The organism is Paenibacillus silvestris (assembly GCF_009882985.1).
Classification (GTDB): Bacteria; Bacillota; Bacilli; order Paenibacillales; family NBRC-103111; genus Paenibacillus_E; species Paenibacillus_E silvestris.
In genome coordinates, this window is sequence record NZ_WTUZ01000022.1 from 489,628 (window position 1) to 506,674 (window position 17,047).

A 17,047-nucleotide genomic window follows, 5' to 3' on the forward strand; every position below is an offset into this window, starting at 1 on the left:
TTGATTTCAGCGGGTGTACGCACTATTTTGAGGTGTACCTTTACGCTGGAGGGGGAAATGTGGTCTTGTAGAGATAGAAAGCGCTACCAAACAGGAGGGATTGATCTGGATACCGTATCCGTCAGAGAAACACGCGCTCCGAGTGTCACCAATAAGAAGTCCAGGCTGTGGATGGAGGCGAGAAGGAGCTTTCGGAAGCACTGGCAGTTCTACTTACTTATTATACCGGCTGTTCTTTACTTCCTTATTTTCAAGTACATTCCGATGGTGAATGCCGTCATCGCCTTCAAGGATTATAGCGTTGTCAAAGGGATTTGGCACAGTCCTTGGGCCGGTTTCAAGCATTTCAACCTGTTCTTCAATAATCCGCAATTTTGGGTGTTGATGAAAAACACGCTGTTCCTTAGTTTATATCAGATCGCTATTGGCTTTCCCGTTCCGATTCTGCTCGCCTTGGCGTTAAATGAAGTACGCAACGGCATCTTCAAAAGAGCCGTACAACTGGTCACCTACGCGCCTTACTTCATTTCAACCGTTGTCATGGTCTCCATGATTATGCTGCTTCTCTCACCGAGATTAGGCGTAATTAATATCATTTTACAAAGCTTCGGCTTAGAAACGATCAACTTTCTTGGCATCCCGAGCATGTTCCGTAGTGTCTACGTATGGTCTGACGTATGGCAAGGTGCAGGGTACTCAGCGGTTATTTATTTGGCCGCACTGGCTGGGGTTGACCCGTCGCTGTATGAAGCGGCTAAAGTCGATGGAGCTTCTCGTTTTCAGAAAATTATTCATATTGATATACCTGGGATTATGCCTACAGCCGTCATCATTTTGATATTAAGCGTAGGGAACATTATGTCTGTCGGGTTTGAAAAAATTTATTTGCTGCAAAATCCGCTTAATCTCGAAACCGCTGAGATTATCGCTACTTATGTCTATAAAATCGGTTTGCTGAACGCGAACTTCAGCTTCGCAACAGCCGTCGGTTTGTTCAATTCGGTTGTGAATTTGATTCTGCTCTTGCTGGTTAATGCTATAGCCAAAAGAATCTCTAGTACAAGTCTTTGGTAAAAGAAAGGAGAGGACCCGCCAAATGATCAAGACGGGGCGTCGCATTCGTGAATCGACTGGGGACCGGCTGTTCCTAACGGGCGTGTATATTGTTCTGGGGATCGCACTGATCGTCGTTCTTTACCCGCTAGTCTTCATTGTCAGCTCATCCTTAAGCAGTCCGCTCGCTGTTTCATCAGGACGTGTCTGGTTATGGCCAGTGGATCTGACATTCGTAGGTTACAAGGTTGTATTAAGTAATCCTCAGGTTCTTCAGGGCTATGGAAACTCATTGTTTTATGCCTTCTTCGGCACATTAATTAGCGTTACGTTAACGATTATTTTGGCTTATCCACTATCGCGAAGAACTTTCTTTGGACGCAGCGCGCTTATGATGTTCATTACATTTACGATGCTTTTCTCTGGTGGTCTAATTCCAACGTATTTGGTCGTCAAACAGCTGGGCCTGCTCGATACCAGGTGGGCACTTCTTATCCCCCAAGCCATCTGGGTATGGCAAATCATTATTGCCAGGACGTTCTTCCAGTCTTCCATTCCAGATGAGCTGGCGGAAGCTAGCGAAATGGATGGTTGCAGCGATTTTCGTTTTATGTGGAGCGTTGTACTTCCCTTGTCCAAACCGATTATCGCTGTGCTCATTCTGATGTATGCCATCGGGCAGTGGAATGCTTACTTTGATGCTTTGATCTATTTGAAAACACAAAGCTTGTACCCGCTGCAGCTGATTCTTCGCAGTATTCTGATTCTCAATTCGGCGGCATCAGGCAACATTGATGCGGCTGAGCAGCTAAGAAGACAGCAGTTTGCTGATTTGACCAAATACTCGCTCATTGTCATAGCAAGCTTACCTGTTTTGATCATTTATCCTTTTGTGCAGCGATATTTCGTCAAAGGGATGTTGATTGGCTCTGTGAAGGGATAAGAGACACCTAGGAGAGGTGGTGGTGCAGCCCCGGGATACTCGGAACAAAGCGCAATAACTTGGCTAATAGCACATGCAGGGGTTACCATTTGACAACGAAAGGGAGAGGGCGCATTTGAAAAAAACAATTTCAACCTTATGGATAATGCTGCTTACGATCAGCTTAGTTCTCACAGCTTGTACATCCCCATCTACTTCTGTTACCAGTACGCCTGGCGCAACGGGCGCTGCGAAACCATCGGAGGGCACGGGCGCTCCGGTTCCGATCAAGATTTTTGCCCAACAAGATGCGAATATCGATCTGGCGACAAACAGTTTCTCTAAATTGGCGGAGCAGAAATTTAATATTAAATTTTCATGGCAGACGGTTCCTTTCGATGGTGCGGCTGAGAAAAGACAGATTTCACTGGCCAGCGGCGATTATCCGGATCTGTACATGCTGATTCCGTGGGTTGATAAATTTTCCCAGACCGACATTCTTCGGTATTCCCAGCAGGGCGTGATTCTTCCGCTTGACGATCTCATTAAACAATATGCACCCAATGTACAAAAGGCTCTGGACAAATACCCCTACTTTAAGGCGATGAACACCGCGCCGGATGGCAAAATATATGGATTAACACAGCTGGTCGAATGTTATCACTGTTCATATCCGAATAAAATGTGGATCAATTCATCCTGGCTGAAGAAGCTGAATCTAACGATGCCGAAAACGCTGGATGATTACAAAAAAGTTCTGGAAGCGTTTAAAACAAAGGACCCGAATGGCAACGGCAAAGCAGACGAAGTGCCGCTTAGCGGATCTATTGAAGACTACGGGGTTCACATCATCCCTTACTTTATGAATGGCTTCATCTATGATGACGATCGCACGTATCTCCTACTGAAAGATGGCAAAGTGGATGTAGCAGCTAACAAGGACGAATGGAAGCAAGGTTTGCAGTTCGTGAAGTCCATGTATGACGGCGGCTTGATTGATAAGGGAGCATTCACTCAAAATGCTACAGCTTACAAGAAAATCGGAGATAATGCAGATGCTCAAATTCTAGGCGCAGGGGTCGCCATGCACCCTTACATTTTCATCACAGGCGGATCGGATAGTTCCAAAACGTACGATGCTGTACCACCGCTGACAGGGCCTAATGGGGCATTAGCGACTTATAATTATCCGAGTGATCCAGGTGCTACTTTCGTTCTTACGAATAAAGCAAGCAAGGAAGCGCAGATCGCCGCTATTAAATTAGTCGATTACATGTTTACGCAGGAAGGCCAAATTCGCAGTCACTTCGGCGAAGAAGGGAAAGACTGGAGGAAACCGAAGGATGGCGATTCTCCTGTAGAGAAGTCAGCGACTCCTCTTCTGGCGACGATTCCTACGCCAACGGGGGAAACTCCGCATAACTCGGCTTGGGGGCCGATGGCGCAATATTTCCAACCGAAGGAGTTCCGGGACAGCTGGGTTGCGGCTACGGATATCTACGACACAACGGGCTATGAGCGCAGATTGCAAGAAGCTACGCATCTGTATGATGGCAAACAGCCAAAAGATGTATTCCCGCACTGGGCAATCTGGATCGATCCGTCAACAGCTGACGAAGCGGCTATGCTGAAGACGAATATTAAAAACTATATCGATCAGAATTCACTGCAGTTCGTCACAGGCGCCAAAGATTTGAACAAGGATTGGGATGCCTATGTAGCTGGTTTGAATAAATTAAACCTGAAACGTTACACGGAAATCATGCAGCAATCCTACGATAAATCATTCAAAAAATAAGGCGATGGTCCTGTACGGCCCAGGTGGTCGTACAGGACTTTTACGCTGCCAAATGATGGTTAAGGGAGAGAGTAGCCATGAACAGTAATGAGCAAGCGAAGCGACACCCAATCCGCTATGAGAAGCCAGCACCAGATTTCTTTGAGGGTGCTCTGATGGGGAACGGCGGCCTTGGTGCCGTGGTCACAACACGTCCAGATGCGGTTGTCATCCATTTTGGACATAATAATGTGTGGGACATTCGGATTGCCGAGAATAATCAAGATAAGATTGGCACTTTTCAAGATGTCTTTGAGCAATTGAAGCAGATTCCGAAAGATTTGGAAACGTTCCGAGAGAACGATTGGTATCGCGAATACTGTAGCATGACGGCGGAGAACTACGCCAAACCATACCCTCGGCCGATGCCGTGCGGCTCACTTCTCCTCGGCTATGACCGACGCAAGGCGGAAGTGCTTGGCCATCAAGTACATATTCACAATGGTCTTATTGAAGTATATTTCAAGCTGGAAGCGGGGGAAGCCACGCTGCAATTGTTTATCGAACCTGAGGCGGATCGAATGTGGATGAAGCTTGTTTCGCCGGAAGGTGCTGTCGGCGGATTGTTCGATCGGGTCAAGCTAATCCCCGATCCAGATACGCCGAAGGAGCTGCCGCTTGCGCAGAAGGCCGCTGACGCTGAGCGTAGTCAGCTTAGCTTCAGGCAGACGCTTCCTTATGCGCCTGAGGGAAATGAACGCGATCCAAGGGATAAAGCGTTCCGCTTGGATGTTCGTGTAGCCGAGGACATCGAGGCTGCGGATACCACGGGCAGCGTACAAGCCAAGCTTCTCCAAACTGCGCCGTTCCTGGCTTGCGTGGAGCTGACAGAAGGCTTAGACAGCTCCGTTGCGACAGGGCTGCAGGAGCTGGTGGCCCCTACGGAGCAAGGGCTTGCTGCCGCTTTCGCTGTTTGCGAGAATAACTGGGCAGCGTATTGGAACTGCTCAGGCGTGAGTCTCGGCGATGAGTTTCTGGAGCAGATTTGGTATTGGAATTTATATTTCTATCACTGCTCTGTCAAGCCCGAAGCGACCTGTCCGGGTCTGTTCGCGAATTGGAGTTACCGTTCGATAGGCTCGGAGTGGCATGGCGACTACCACATGAACTATAATACACAGCAGCCGTTCTGGCTTGCTTTTTCCAGCAATCATGTTGACAAGCACTTGGCTTATGTCAACATGGTAGATCATATTCTACCTGTGAGCCGAAAATGGGCGAGTGAATACTACGGCATGCGAGGAGCTTACTATCCGCATTCCGCTTACCCGGTCGACATGAACATCATGCCTTATCCCGTACCGCATTGGGGCTGGGAAGTCTGTGAAACTCCGTGGACGGTGCAGAGTCTGTGGTGGCATTATCGATACACGATGGATCGGGACTTCCTGGCGAATCGCGCTTTTGTGCCAATAAAAGAAGCTGTGCTGTTTATGGTGGATTACATGCGCAGGCCGGATACACACGGGGAGGCGTGGGGGGATGACCGTTATCACATTTTCCCTACTGTCGTTCCTGAGCTGTATGAATTGACGCCTGGTTTTAAGAAAAATTATGACTGCCTAGTTGATTTGACGCTGACCAAATTTGTATTTCATGCTTTTCATGAGGCTTGTGAAACACTCGGTATCGAGCAGGAAGAAGCGGAGCTGCTGGACAGCGTCCAAGAGATTTTAAGTAAATACCCTGAATATGCAACAGCGGAATCGCAGCGAGGAAAGGTATTCGTATCGGTGCCAGGTGAGGATGCGGAGGTTGTCTATAACACGCCCAATGGTATTATGACGATTTTCCCAGGAGAGGAACATGGCCTTCACTCGACAGGTGAAGCGTACGAAATCGCGCTCAACTCCTATTTGAACCATCGGAATGAAGGCGGAAATGAGCTTGTCTTCTACCATCTTGCTGGAGCACGAATGGGACATCTGGACCTGGAAAAGTTCAAACGGCAAATTAGTTACTGCCTGCTGCCTAATGGTACGTGTACCGATCGTGTCCTGTTGTCCGGCGGTAGGTACAGTGATACGCTGAGTTTTGATTTTATGAGCAGGGTGGGCATTTGGTTCGAGAACTTTGCGCTGCCGGTCGTCATTAATGAGTGCCTGCTGCAAAGCTATAACGGCATTCTTCGTCTGTTCCCGAACTGGCCTAGCAAGCAGGATGCTGAATTTGCTACGCTGAGGGCGGTCGGAGCTTTTCTGGTGAGCGCATCGATTTCGGGTGGCGAAGTGCAGTGGGTGGAGATTGAAAGTGAAGCGGGTGCTGAGCTGAGGTTCTATAATCCATGGGAGCACGGGGCTGTGTGCAAGCAAGCTAACGGTGATGTGACCATCTACGATGACATCGTTCAGTTGTCTACGAGCCCGGGTGAGAGAATCCGGTTGGTGAAAGCTAACGCGCAAGTAGCGGCGAGTTAAACGGATTATGGCCTGATCTCTAAGCCGATGGGCTGGGGATCAGGTTTTTTTATTGAACTAGCTGGCGTGGTATGTCGGAGACCGCCACCTTAGCTCTTCCAGGAGGCTGAGCGCCTCCACGAAGCTTCACGTGAACGCTGATTTCACCAGCGTTCACACGCTCAACCCTCCGAAAGTCGCACATAGCTCGCTCTTAAACTAGCCTAACAATTGAGGGGCGATTGCTGCCCTCTAGAAATCCCCCCACCGGGCCAAGTGTCGCCGTTGATGGGAACTACAGGGCGTTATTTCTGCGAAATGCGCCCATTATCAAACAGCAGGGGAACTATGATCCGCTATTTCAAGCTATTTGGCGAAAATTCCGCCAAATCTGTTGAAATAGCGCCCTGTAGTTCCCCAACATCAACCCCATCGGCCGCTTTCTGCGAAATAGCGGACTATAGTTCCTCATAGGTGGCAGAGCCAGCCACCTTAACTTATTCATGAGGCTGAGCGCCCCCACGAAACTTCACGTGAACGCTGATTTCACCAGCGTTCACACGCTCAACCCTCCGAAAGTCGCACATAGCTCGCTCTTCAACTAGCCTAACAATTGAGGGGGGGGCAACTGCCGCCCTCTTGAATTGCCCCCATCGGCTTAGCATCACCGTTGATGGGAACTACAGGGCGTTATTTCTGCGAAATGCGCCCATTATCTTCCAGCAGGGGAACTATGAACCGCTATTTCAAGCTATTTGGCGAAAATTCCGCCAAATGCTGTGAAATAGCGCCCTGTAGTTCCCAAACCATCATCCCCATCGGACGCTTGTTGTGAAATAACGCCCTGCAGTTCCCCAAAGGCAGCTAGTTACCTCCAAGTAACTAACTTAATTATTTGATATTATGTGAGAAACTTTTCACTACTTATATTCCTTAATCAACTATTGATATAATAGTAGAGCCTGTAATTGAAAATATTAGGAGGATGAAATGAGATGAAATATCGTAAATTAGGGCTTTCCGGATTAAAGGTAAGTGAAATTAGTTTAGGTAGCTGGTTGACATACGGTGGTTACGTTGAGCGTGAGAATGCAGTCAACTCCATTCATAAAGCATATGAATTGGGAGTTAATTTTTTTGATACAGCGAATGTGTATGAGCGTGGTGAAGCGGAGAAGGTCGTAGGCGAGGTTTTGAAAAATTATCCGCGTCATTCCTACGTGCTTGCTACCAAGGTATTCGGCAAAATGGGTGACGGACCTAATGATAAGGGCCTTTCACGCAAACATATTTTTGAACAGCTGCATGCGAGTTTACAGCGACTTGGTACGGATTATGTGGATGTGTATTACTGCCACCGTTATGATCCAGAAACGCCAATTGAAGAAACACTGCGGGCACTCGATGATCTCGTTACACAAGGGAAAGCGCTGTATATTGGGGTAAGCGAATGGACAGCCACTCAAATGGCCCAAGCCTTAGCTGTAGCTGATAAATATTTGCTGGACAAAATTATCGTTAACCAGCCTATTTATAACCTTTTTAACCGTTACATCGAGAAAGAGGTTATTCCTTTAGGTGAGAAACAAGGGATTGGTCAGGTGGTCTTCTCGCCACTCGCGCAAGGCTTGCTGACGGGGAAATACAAATCCGTTTCTGACATACCACAAGATAGCCGAGCAGCGAAGCTGGATAATTTCCGCAAAGGTTTGACCGAGGAAAATATCGCCAAGGTTCAACAGCTAGAAGCCGTTGCTGCAGATTTGAACATTTCGATCGGGAACCTAGCGCTTGCTTGGATCTTGCGTCAACCGAATGTTTCTAGCGCCCTAGTAGGTGCGAGCCGTCCTGCACAGGTTGAGGACAATGTGAAAGCTTCGGATATCACATTATCTACGGATGTTTTAGAGCGTGTAGAAGCAATTATGACGAAGTAATTTGAAGTAATCATGCTCTTAATCTTCATGTTCTTAATCTTCATGCTCTTAATCTTCATGTTCTAAATCTTCATGCTCTTAATCTCAATGTCCTTCATCTTAAACCTCTTCAAAGGAGAAAAGCTATCATGGAAAAGCGTCCTTATGGCAAAACAGGCATGCAGGTTAGTGTTCTAGGATTTGGCGGCGCTGAAATCGGCTTTTCTTCGGCTTCCACAGAAGACGTGGACAAGCTGCTAGGCAGTGCGCTTGATGCTGGTTTAAACGTGATCGATACAGCTGAATGCTACAACGTCAGCGAAGAGTTAATCGGTAAAACGGTATCGCACCGGAGAGATGACTACTATTTGTTCACCAAATGCGGCCACTCCTCTGGGTTTGACCTCCCAGATTGGGATCCTAAGCTGCTAGAACTAAGCATTGAACGCAGCTTAAAACGTCTGAATACAGACTATATCGACGTGATTCATTTGCACAGCTGCTCGGAGGAATTGCTTCGTCGAGGCGAAGTGATTGAGGTTCTGCAGCGGGCGAAGGAGCAAGGAAAGACGCGTTTCATCGGCTACAGCGGTGATCACAAAGCGGCTCAATATGCGGTTCAATCCGGCTTATTCGACTCGCTCGAGACTTCGATCAATATTGCCGATCAGGAAGCTATCGAACTAACCATCCCAGGTGCTATTGAAAGAGGCATGGGTGTGGTTGTGAAGCGTCCGATTGCCAATGCTGCTTGGAAAACAGGCGAGAAGCCGGAGAGCGCCTATCATCAGCCTTATTGGGAGCGTCTGCAGCAGTTGAATTACGAGTTTCTGCAGACAGATCTGCAGGAATCTATTGAAGTTGCTCTGCGTTTCACGCTGTCTGTACCAGGTGTCCATACCGCCATTGTGGGGACGGCTAATCCGGGGCGTTGGCTAGAAAACGCGAAGCTGCTGGAACGAGGCAATTTACCCCAAGAAGCCTATGAGACTATCCGCAAAAGATGGCAGGAGATTGCCGAAGTCGATTGGATCGGTAAAGGTTAACGCAAATTCCCAACTGTGAGTATTTGACGGTTGGTCTTTTTTTACCAAAAAAAGTATTGACGAATGACTGTAATGTTGGTAAATTAAAACCAAGTAAATTGATCAGAATAATTATGTATCGACCGGATCACCGGAGACACATGCTTAACTTCCATTACGGGAGAGCTGTGTCTCTTTTTTGTATGGTTTCAGTGCGCTAGATAGAAAAGGGAGGATCTCTTATGAAAAAAAGTTTAATCGTTTCATTTATTTTATCCGCGTTTCTCGTTACAACGTTAAGCGGCTGCGGATCGACTTCTACAGCGGTGAGTGGTTCAACGGATACGAAGGTGCCGGCGACAGCCAAAACAGAGAAGAGCACTACACTTCGAATTGGCTATCAGAAATATGGTACGGTGAACTTCCTGAAAGCAAATGGGGAGCTCGATAAAGTGTTAAAAGAAAAAGGCATCACGATCCAATGGACAGAGTTCCCCGGTGGTCCTCAACTACTGGAAGCCATGAACGTTGGGAGTATCGATGTGGGGCATACGGGAGAAGCGCCGCCGATTTTTGCGCAAGCTGCTGGTACACCGCTCGTTTACTTAGGACATGAGCCGGCAAGCCCAGCCAGTGAAGCGATCCTCATCCCGGAGAAGTCGGAGATTAAATCCGTTGCTGAGCTAAAAGGGAAGAAGGTTGCCCTGAACAAAGGCTCGAACGTTCACTATTTATTAGTGAAGCAGCTTGAAAAGGCTGGATTGAAATATGAAGATATTCAAGTTGTGTTCCTCCCTCCGGCAGATGCCAGAGCGGCTTTTGAGAAAGGCAGTGTAGACGCTTGGGTGATCTGGGATCCATTCTTCTCAGCGGCTGAGACTTCGGCGAAGGCCAAGATTTTGGCTGATGGCAAAGATACCGTTGCGAATCATGAGTTTTATCTGGCTACCCGGTCCTATGCACAAAGCAATCCTGAGACGGTAAAAACGCTCTTGGAGCAGTTGGCGAAAGTTGATACTTGGTCCAAGGATCATCCGAAAGAGCTGTCCGAAACCTTATCGCCGCAGCTGGGGATTGATGTTCCATCCCTGGAACGTGCAGCGAAACGCAGGACATACGGCATTCAACCGATTGATGATGCTCTGCTTAGTGAACAGCAAAAAATAGCTGACAGCTTTTTCAAATTAGGCCTTATCCCGAAAGAGATTAATGTGAAAGATGCCGTATTGCCGGCTACGAAATAGCTTCGTGCTAACAACTAATAACGAATAAAGGGAGACGATGGAGATGGAAGTATTCTGGTTCATTCCGACACACGGGGACAGCAGATACATTGGAACAACAAAAGGGGCACGCGCAGTCGATTATGGCTATATGAAGCAAATTGCGCAAGCAGCGGATAGGCTGGGTTATGGCGGTGTTCTGTTGCCAACTGGAAGATCGTGCGAGGATGCATGGGTTGTTGCCTCATCCTTGATTCCAGCAACAGAGAAGCTTAAATTCCTAGTCGCCGTTAGACCGGGCTTGATGTCGCCAACCCTTTCAGCCAGAATGGCTTCCACCTTCGACCGCCTCTCCGATGGCCGTCTATTGATCAATGTTGTAACCGGAGGAGACTCCCAGGAGCTTGAGGCAGATGGTCTATTCCTTGATCATGATGCCAGATATGATTTGACAGATGAATTCCTCCATATTTGGCGGAAGGAGCTTGCAGGTGAGCAGGTTGATTTCGAAGGGGAACACTTGAAAGTAAAAGGCGGAAAGATCGTCTATCCACCGATTCAAGCACCGTACCCGCCGCTTTATTTCGGAGGTTCCTCGCCGGCTGGGATTGAGGTAGCTGCGGATCATGTTGATGTTTACTTAACGTGGGGGGAGCCTCCTGCTCAAGTAGCGGAGAAAATCAAAACCGTTCGTGAAGCTGCTGCCAAGCGAGGCCGAACAGTGAAGTTCGGCATACGACTGCATGTTATCGTACGCGAAACAGATGAGGAAGCATGGGCGGATGCCAATCGCTTGATTTCGCATCTGGATGACGAAACTATCGCTGCGGCGCAGAAAATATTTGCACGCATGGACTCGGAAGGTCAGCGCCGTATGGCTGAACTGCATAAGGGCGACCGCACGAAGCTGGAGATTAGCCCCAATTTATGGGCAGGCATTGGACTTGTGAGGGGTGGTGCAGGAACGGCTTTAGTGGGTAGTCCTGAAGCTGTTGCTGCGCGAATGAAGGAGTATGCTGAGCTAGGTATTGAGACTTTCATTTTCTCGGGTTATCCACACTTGGAAGAGGCTTATCGGACAGCGGAACTGCTTTTCCCGCATCTGCCTCTGAAGAAAGGTGTGACTCGAGCGAACGAAACTGCCAACTACGTAAGCCCGTTCGGAGAGCTAATTGCCAATACGGAATTGCCAAAGCCGACGAAGGGGGTTCAGCATAGTGAAAACCAACCTGTCAAAGTCTCTGGGTAAACAACTGCTCCCTTGGGTACTTCCGATAGTGCTTATCGTACTATGGCAGCTATTGGGACAATTTGGGGTGATATCCACTCGCATTCTTTCTACACCTGCGGCAGTTTTTGCAGCGGGTGTTCATTTGGCGCAGAAAGGAACCTTATTTGACTATATCGGTGCCAGCTCCAAACGAGCTTTTATCGGCTTTGCTATAGGAGGCAGTATAGGTTTTGCGCTTGGCTTAATTAACGGACTTATTCCCATTCTTGAAAAGATTACAGATACGTCGGTACAAATGCTGCGTAATATCCCGCATCTCGCCATGATTCCTTTGGTTATTCTCTGGTTTGGCATCGGGGAAGAAGGCAAGCTCTTTCTGGTTGCGTTAGGTGTCTTTTTCCCGATTTATTTAAATACGTTTCACGGGATACGTTCGGTCGATCCCGGGTTAATTGAGATGGGCCGTGTTTATGGACTTCGTCATTTTCATCTGTTTCGTAAAGTCATCGTTCCCGGTGCACTGCCCTCTATATTGGTCGGTGTTCGCTTCTCTTTAGGTATCATGTGGATAACTTTGATCGTTGCAGAAACGATATCATCCAGCTCGGGGATAGGTTACATGGCGATGAACGCCAGAGAGTTTCTGCAGATGGATGTCGTTATTCTGAGTATTCTGGTTTACGCATTGCTGGGCAAAATATCCGACTATATGGCGAAACTGCTGGAGCGCGCTTGGCTTCAGTGGCATCCGAATTTCTTGAAATCTTAGCGTAGAGGAGAGTGAGCGTGATGGCTGACACGAAAGGCATTCGATTGCAGGTGAAGCAGGCGGCGAAGCAGTTTGGCCAAAAGCATGTGCTGCATGAAATCGAGCTAGATGCAGAACCAGGTGAGTTTATTGCGATTGTTGGGCGCAGTGGTTGCGGCAAAAGCACGCTTTTGCGTTTAATTGCTGGACTTGATAAACCATCAAGTGGACAGATCGAGGTGGATGGCCAGCAAGTGAAGGGCATCAACTCGGATACACGCGTGTTATTCCAGGATGCCCGATTACTTCCATGGAACCGTGTGCTGGCGAATGTTCAGGTCGGTGTGCGAGATGGCTCGCGCGCGAGGGCGGAGCAAGTTCTTGCACAGGTGGGGCTTGCGGACAGAAGCAATGAATGGCCCGGCGTCTTGTCAGGCGGGCAGCGTCAACGCGTTGCTCTGGCTCGTGCTTTGGCCGGGCAGCCTCGACTGCTTCTGCTGGATGAACCGCTTGGCGCTTTGGATGCATTGACACGCATTGAAATGCAGCAGCTGATAGAACGCCTCTGGTTCCATCAGAGGTTCACGGCTTTGCTGGTCACGCATGATGTTTCAGAAGCGGTTCAACTTGCGGACCGCGTGATTCTAATCGAAGAAGGCAGGATTGCCTTAGATGTGAAAATTACTCTTCCGCGCCCTCGCGTTCGGGACAGCGGTTTCGCCTATTTCGAGCAGTTGATTCTGGATCGTATTTTGGTGAAAGAACAACATCCTGGTTTGACAGATGTAGCAGCAAACAATAAATACGCCTTTTCCATTTAGGGGTGTATTGTTAAAAAAACCACTCCAAGGCGGCTGCCTTCAGAGTGGTTTTTCCAATTAGTCTACTCATATCTAGCCAAAGCCCTCTGAGCGGACTCCAGCATCCTCTTTTGCAAATACTCGCCTTGCGTGACGCGCACCCGTTTGCCGAGGAAACGCAGCTTGCTTAGTACATATTCGGCTTCATTGTTTAGATATGTTAGCCGAATGGTGTACGTACCCTCTTTGTCGTCATAGTCGACCTGTTTCTCGAAGCAAGAAAACGCATAAAGAATCCGTGACAATTCCCGATTGTATGATTTGATGACGGTGATGCTTGCATGGATGTGACGTTTGTGCAGCAGCTTTTCAATTTGTACGTGTACTTCGGCAGCCCGCTCGGGGGAGAATGGCAGATCATGAATGGCTTCAATGTTGTCCAGCTTTGAGCTCATCATTGTCCGGTGTCTAAGATGATACCAGAGCAAGTACCAATCTTTTTTGACCTGCGAATATTCGAGTTTGTACGGAAAAGCCATTTCATTGGTAAAAGTACGCTCATCCTTCACCCGATAAGTAAGCCTGATAGCACCTTGTCGTGTAATCACTCGGCGGAGGGTGCGCAGCTGCGGATGAAACACGTGTTTTTCTTTACTTCGCGCTTTCTCCGTGAACGCTTCAGACAAATCCAAGGCAGGTTCAACATCCAGAACCCTCTGAAGCTTCTCCAGCGCAGCAGGTGTGAAGGCATGCAAGGCAGCGCTGTGACTCAACATCGTTTTCAGCCATGACCGCTCTACAGAAGTCACCATGAACGTTCCTGAGTTTTCTAATCTCGTAATCATAGTATAGTTAAATATTTTCTCGAACAGGTTCATAATAGCCTGATAGCTCCTTCCACTCCTCAATCATCTCCCGCCGGAATTCGCTAGGTTCTAGCACTTCACAGCTCGAGCCGAAACTTCGAATCCAAGGCTTAATTTCCGTAGTCCCATTGACGGTGATCTCGTATACGAACGAATCTTCCAACTCCTCCGTGATTTCTCCCCATTGTCCTTGAAGAAGTACGCGCTCTTTGATGAAATTCGGTCCTGATCGGCCCGGGTTGTAGAAGCACACTTTTACCGTTACAGCCCTCCCTGTGTCTATGACCCAGCTTAGCTTGATTCGCTCCTCTAAATCCAACTTTCTTTCATTGAAAAATGAGGCATCCACCAGCTCGTCAGGCTCAATCTGTGTCATCCCTTCGACCCGGAATTTCCGGATGCCATGCCGCGAATCGTGGGCAAGCAAATACCATCGCCCATACTGGTGATCGTATACGATTTGCAGCGGCAGCGCCTTCTGCAGCTGTCCTTCCATTTCCCGTTCGAATAAGGGATTCGTATTTTTTGAAGCGTAAGATTGGCCATTTTTGGGTGAAAAATAAAGAAATTGGACCTTGCGGCGCTGAGTGATCGCTGATAACAATCCGGACAAATGGGCTTCGTCCAAAATCCGGGAGTAATACTGATATTTATACAGAAATGGCTCTGCAGCCATTAGTTCGGCTGAGCTCCGATTCATATGCTTTTTAAGCCCGTCTCGCAGTAAATAGCCTTGCACCGAAGGGACCTGAGTATTGGCCATCACATCTATAAAATCATAGAGATCAATAAGCTCATCCTGCGAAAGCTCGTCTATGAACGCATTATGCATACGGTACCGATAGGGGCGTGACACCGAGGTTTTCGTAATGACGCCGACTTCCTCCAGATATTTCAGATCGTTTCGAATCGTTTTCTCATCCGGAAGAGCCGCCTCGCTGGGGATGCCTTTACTGCAAGCTTCAAGCAATTCAATAGCGGTCAAAGGCTGCTCATTCAAAGCCGCTAGCAGTGCAGCGATCCGCTGGCTTTCCGACTCTTTCAGCGATTTGGCCCGAAATAAGAACAGCAGCATAGGGTCTGTTGAATCGAAATAACTGTAGCGCATCATATCGGCGAATTCTTTGCGCTGCGCATCCGGTGCTTGTTGGTACACGCCAGAGATGATTTCTTTTAACCGGCGTAATGTTTTATCAAAAGTATGTACCGAAATGCCGAGTCTCTCCGCAAATTGCTGCCGGCTATACGCTCCGCTTGTCAGCACGAACATTCTCAGAAATTGGATTTCTTTATCAAAGCTTTCTCTAGCCACACAATCCCCTCGCTCTTCCTCTAACCTGATCTTATTGTAGCAGGGCTGCGATTAGGAGAAAATGGAAAACTTTTCGGTTGTCGTCATACTTTCGCCGTGTTCGCCTCATCCTAAATAAGCGATGATAGGTGCAGAAGACAAACGGAGGAGAACCGATATGGAAATGAAAATGAATCACCACGGCAACAATCATTATGAAATGGAGCTGGCTCATGGCCGCCTTCACGTTTTTGCTAACAACGAGGTGTTCCAATCTTTTGAGAATCGCGTCTATGAAATGGCGGACAACAATCTGCGGATTCCCCGCAATTTGCATATGAGCTACACGCCGGATGCCCACGTGGGGATTGGAACTTGCATCGGAACAACAGCTGTTTGGGGTCTAAAAGACGGCTTCGTTTCCCCCTCCATTGTGGGTGTGGACATCGGCTGCGGGATGCGCGTTCATACAACGTCTCTGCACAAAAAAGACATCCAAGACAAAGGTGTGCGCCGGGAATTGATCAAAGCTATTGAGAAGTATGTGCCAACCAATGAGCGCGCGAACACGAATTATGCGGACATTGACATTATGGAAGTTGTGAAACATGGACTGAAAGGACTACCTGAATCGTATATCCCGAGTGAACGGTGGATGACGCACGTCGAGGAATCTACGTTCCAATTCGACCATACGTACCTTGAAAGATTACCTGAAAAAATAGGGAAATATGCGCATGGCCAGCTAGGGACGCTAGGTGGAGGGAATCATTTTATTGAGATCCAATACTTGGAGATAGCGGAAAAGCACCAACAGTTGGCAGCACAGTGGGGATTATTCGATGGTCAAGTGGTCGTCATGATCCACTCCGGTTCTCGTGCATGGGGGGCTAGACTAGGCCAAGAGTTTACCAAAGTTTTCAGAGAAGCGATGCAAAGCTGGGGGATTGAAAACCCTGATCGGAATCTCCTATATGCCCCAATCTCGAGCGTTGAAGGCCAGACTTACTTAAATCTAATGTATTCTGCCTTGAATTTTGCGGTTAGCAACCGGCATATGATTGCGTTCGGCGTGCGTGAAGCGTTCAGGGAGGTTTTTGGCGAAAAGGAAGAGCTGCCTGTACTCTATGATCTCATGCATAACTATGCGCTTAAGGAATTTCATCGCAATCAGCCGATGCTTGTTCACCGCAAGGGAGCAACAAGGGCGCTGCCAGCGGGGCATTACCTAAATACAGCGGCATACAAAGCAACCGGTCATCCGGCCTTGATTCCAGGCTCGATGGGGACCTCCTCTTTTATCATGGTGGGGCGGGAGGAAGGGCTTAAGAACTTTTATTCTATCTGCCATGGCGCTGGTCGAGCGAGATCACGAAGAGCAACGAAAGAGCTGGTCACAGTCGATGAATTCGCACAATCACTCAAAGTGGGTACAGAGGAAGAAATACTAGTGAACCATCGTTCCCTGCAAACGATTCTGGATGAGTGTCCGCAAGCCTATAAGGATGTGGATCAGATCATTGACAGTGTGGTTGGCGCTTCCCTTGCGGATGTGGTGGCAACGTGTAAGCCTATGGTTGGGATCAAAGGGGTTTAGACAAATCAGTATAACGATTTTTTCCGCCGCAGGGTGATTGACGTGATGCAGCTTTCGCTCGTATGATGTTTGTAAATGAATGGAAAGGAGGCCGACGATATGATTCGCAATCAAATTTCTATCCGTAACGTGACAATAGAAT

At 48.1% G+C, this 17,047-nt stretch carries 13 protein-coding genes; 11 read left to right on the top strand and 2 right to left on the bottom strand.

What is annotated here, in order from left to right:
* The first annotated feature begins 171 nt into the window (after positions 1-171).
* The 10 genes from GQF01_RS22590 (at position 172) to GQF01_RS22635 (ending at position 13,172) form a co-directional block, all read left to right on the top strand.
* Positions 172-1,074 carry an ABC transporter permease gene (locus GQF01_RS22590; RefSeq protein WP_202556700.1) on the top strand — a complete coding sequence of 301 codons (903 nt, stop codon included), beginning with the start codon at positions 172-174 and terminating at the stop codon, positions 1,072-1,074.
* A gap of 22 nt (positions 1,075-1,096) precedes the next feature.
* Complete coding sequence (locus GQF01_RS22595; RefSeq protein WP_161408927.1) at positions 1,097-1,996, top strand: carbohydrate ABC transporter permease; 900 nt, start codon at positions 1,097-1,099, stop codon at positions 1,994-1,996.
* A 115-nt stretch (positions 1,997-2,111) separates the two neighbouring features.
* Positions 2,112-3,773: a type 2 periplasmic-binding domain-containing protein gene (locus GQF01_RS22600; RefSeq protein ID WP_161408928.1), complete on the top strand. Its 1,662-nt coding sequence runs from the start codon at positions 2,112-2,114 to the stop codon at positions 3,771-3,773.
* Between the two features lie 77 nt (positions 3,774-3,850).
* On the top strand, positions 3,851-6,229 hold the full coding sequence (locus GQF01_RS22605; protein WP_161408929.1) for a glycosyl hydrolase family 95 catalytic domain-containing protein: 2,379 nt from the start codon (positions 3,851-3,853) through the stop codon (positions 6,227-6,229).
* 974 nt (positions 6,230-7,203) lie between these two features.
* Positions 7,204-8,145 carry an aldo/keto reductase family protein gene (locus tag GQF01_RS22610; protein ID WP_161408930.1) on the top strand — a complete coding sequence of 314 codons (942 nt, stop codon included), beginning with the start codon at positions 7,204-7,206 and terminating at the stop codon, positions 8,143-8,145.
* A gap of 128 nt (positions 8,146-8,273) precedes the next feature.
* Positions 8,274-9,170 carry an aldo/keto reductase gene (locus tag GQF01_RS22615; RefSeq protein ID WP_161408931.1) on the top strand — a complete coding sequence of 299 codons (897 nt, stop codon included), beginning with the start codon at positions 8,274-8,276 and terminating at the stop codon, positions 9,168-9,170.
* 221 nt (positions 9,171-9,391) lie between these two features.
* On the top strand, positions 9,392-10,393 hold the full coding sequence (locus GQF01_RS22620; RefSeq protein WP_161408932.1) for a sulfonate ABC transporter substrate-binding protein: 1,002 nt from the start codon (positions 9,392-9,394) through the stop codon (positions 10,391-10,393).
* 43 nt (positions 10,394-10,436) lie between these two features.
* Positions 10,437-11,621 carry an FMNH2-dependent alkanesulfonate monooxygenase gene (gene ssuD, locus GQF01_RS22625; RefSeq protein WP_161408933.1) on the top strand — a complete coding sequence of 395 codons (1,185 nt, stop codon included), beginning with the start codon at positions 10,437-10,439 and terminating at the stop codon, positions 11,619-11,621.
* Complete coding sequence (gene ssuC / locus GQF01_RS22630; RefSeq protein ID WP_328803511.1) at positions 11,590-12,372, top strand: aliphatic sulfonate ABC transporter permease SsuC; 783 nt, start codon at positions 11,590-11,592, stop codon at positions 12,370-12,372. The genes ssuD and ssuC overlap by 32 nt, the downstream gene beginning before the upstream one ends.
* 20 nt (positions 12,373-12,392) lie before the next feature.
* Positions 12,393-13,172, top strand: a complete 780-nt coding sequence (locus GQF01_RS22635; protein WP_161408934.1) for an ATP-binding cassette domain-containing protein — start codon at positions 12,393-12,395, stop codon at positions 13,170-13,172.
* Positions 13,173-13,234: 62 nt separating this feature from the next.
* On the opposite strand, the gene GQF01_RS22640 is transcribed toward GQF01_RS22635, so the two are convergent.
* Both GQF01_RS22640 and GQF01_RS22645 read right to left on the bottom strand, forming a co-directional pair.
* Positions 13,235-13,996 carry a WYL domain-containing protein gene (locus GQF01_RS22640; RefSeq protein ID WP_235960173.1) on the bottom strand — a complete coding sequence of 254 codons (762 nt, stop codon included), beginning with the start codon at positions 13,994-13,996 and terminating at the stop codon, positions 13,235-13,237.
* A gap of 7 nt (positions 13,997-14,003) precedes the next feature.
* Positions 14,004-15,329, bottom strand: coding sequence for a helix-turn-helix transcriptional regulator (locus tag GQF01_RS22645; protein ID WP_161408936.1), 1,326 nt, complete (start codon positions 15,327-15,329; stop codon positions 14,004-14,006).
* Positions 15,330-15,492: 163 nt separating this feature from the next.
* Between GQF01_RS22645 and GQF01_RS22650 the strand changes: the two genes are divergently transcribed.
* On the top strand, positions 15,493-16,905 hold the full coding sequence (locus GQF01_RS22650; RefSeq protein WP_161409901.1) for an RtcB family protein: 1,413 nt from the start codon (positions 15,493-15,495) through the stop codon (positions 16,903-16,905).
* Positions 16,906-17,047 lie beyond the last annotated feature (142 nt).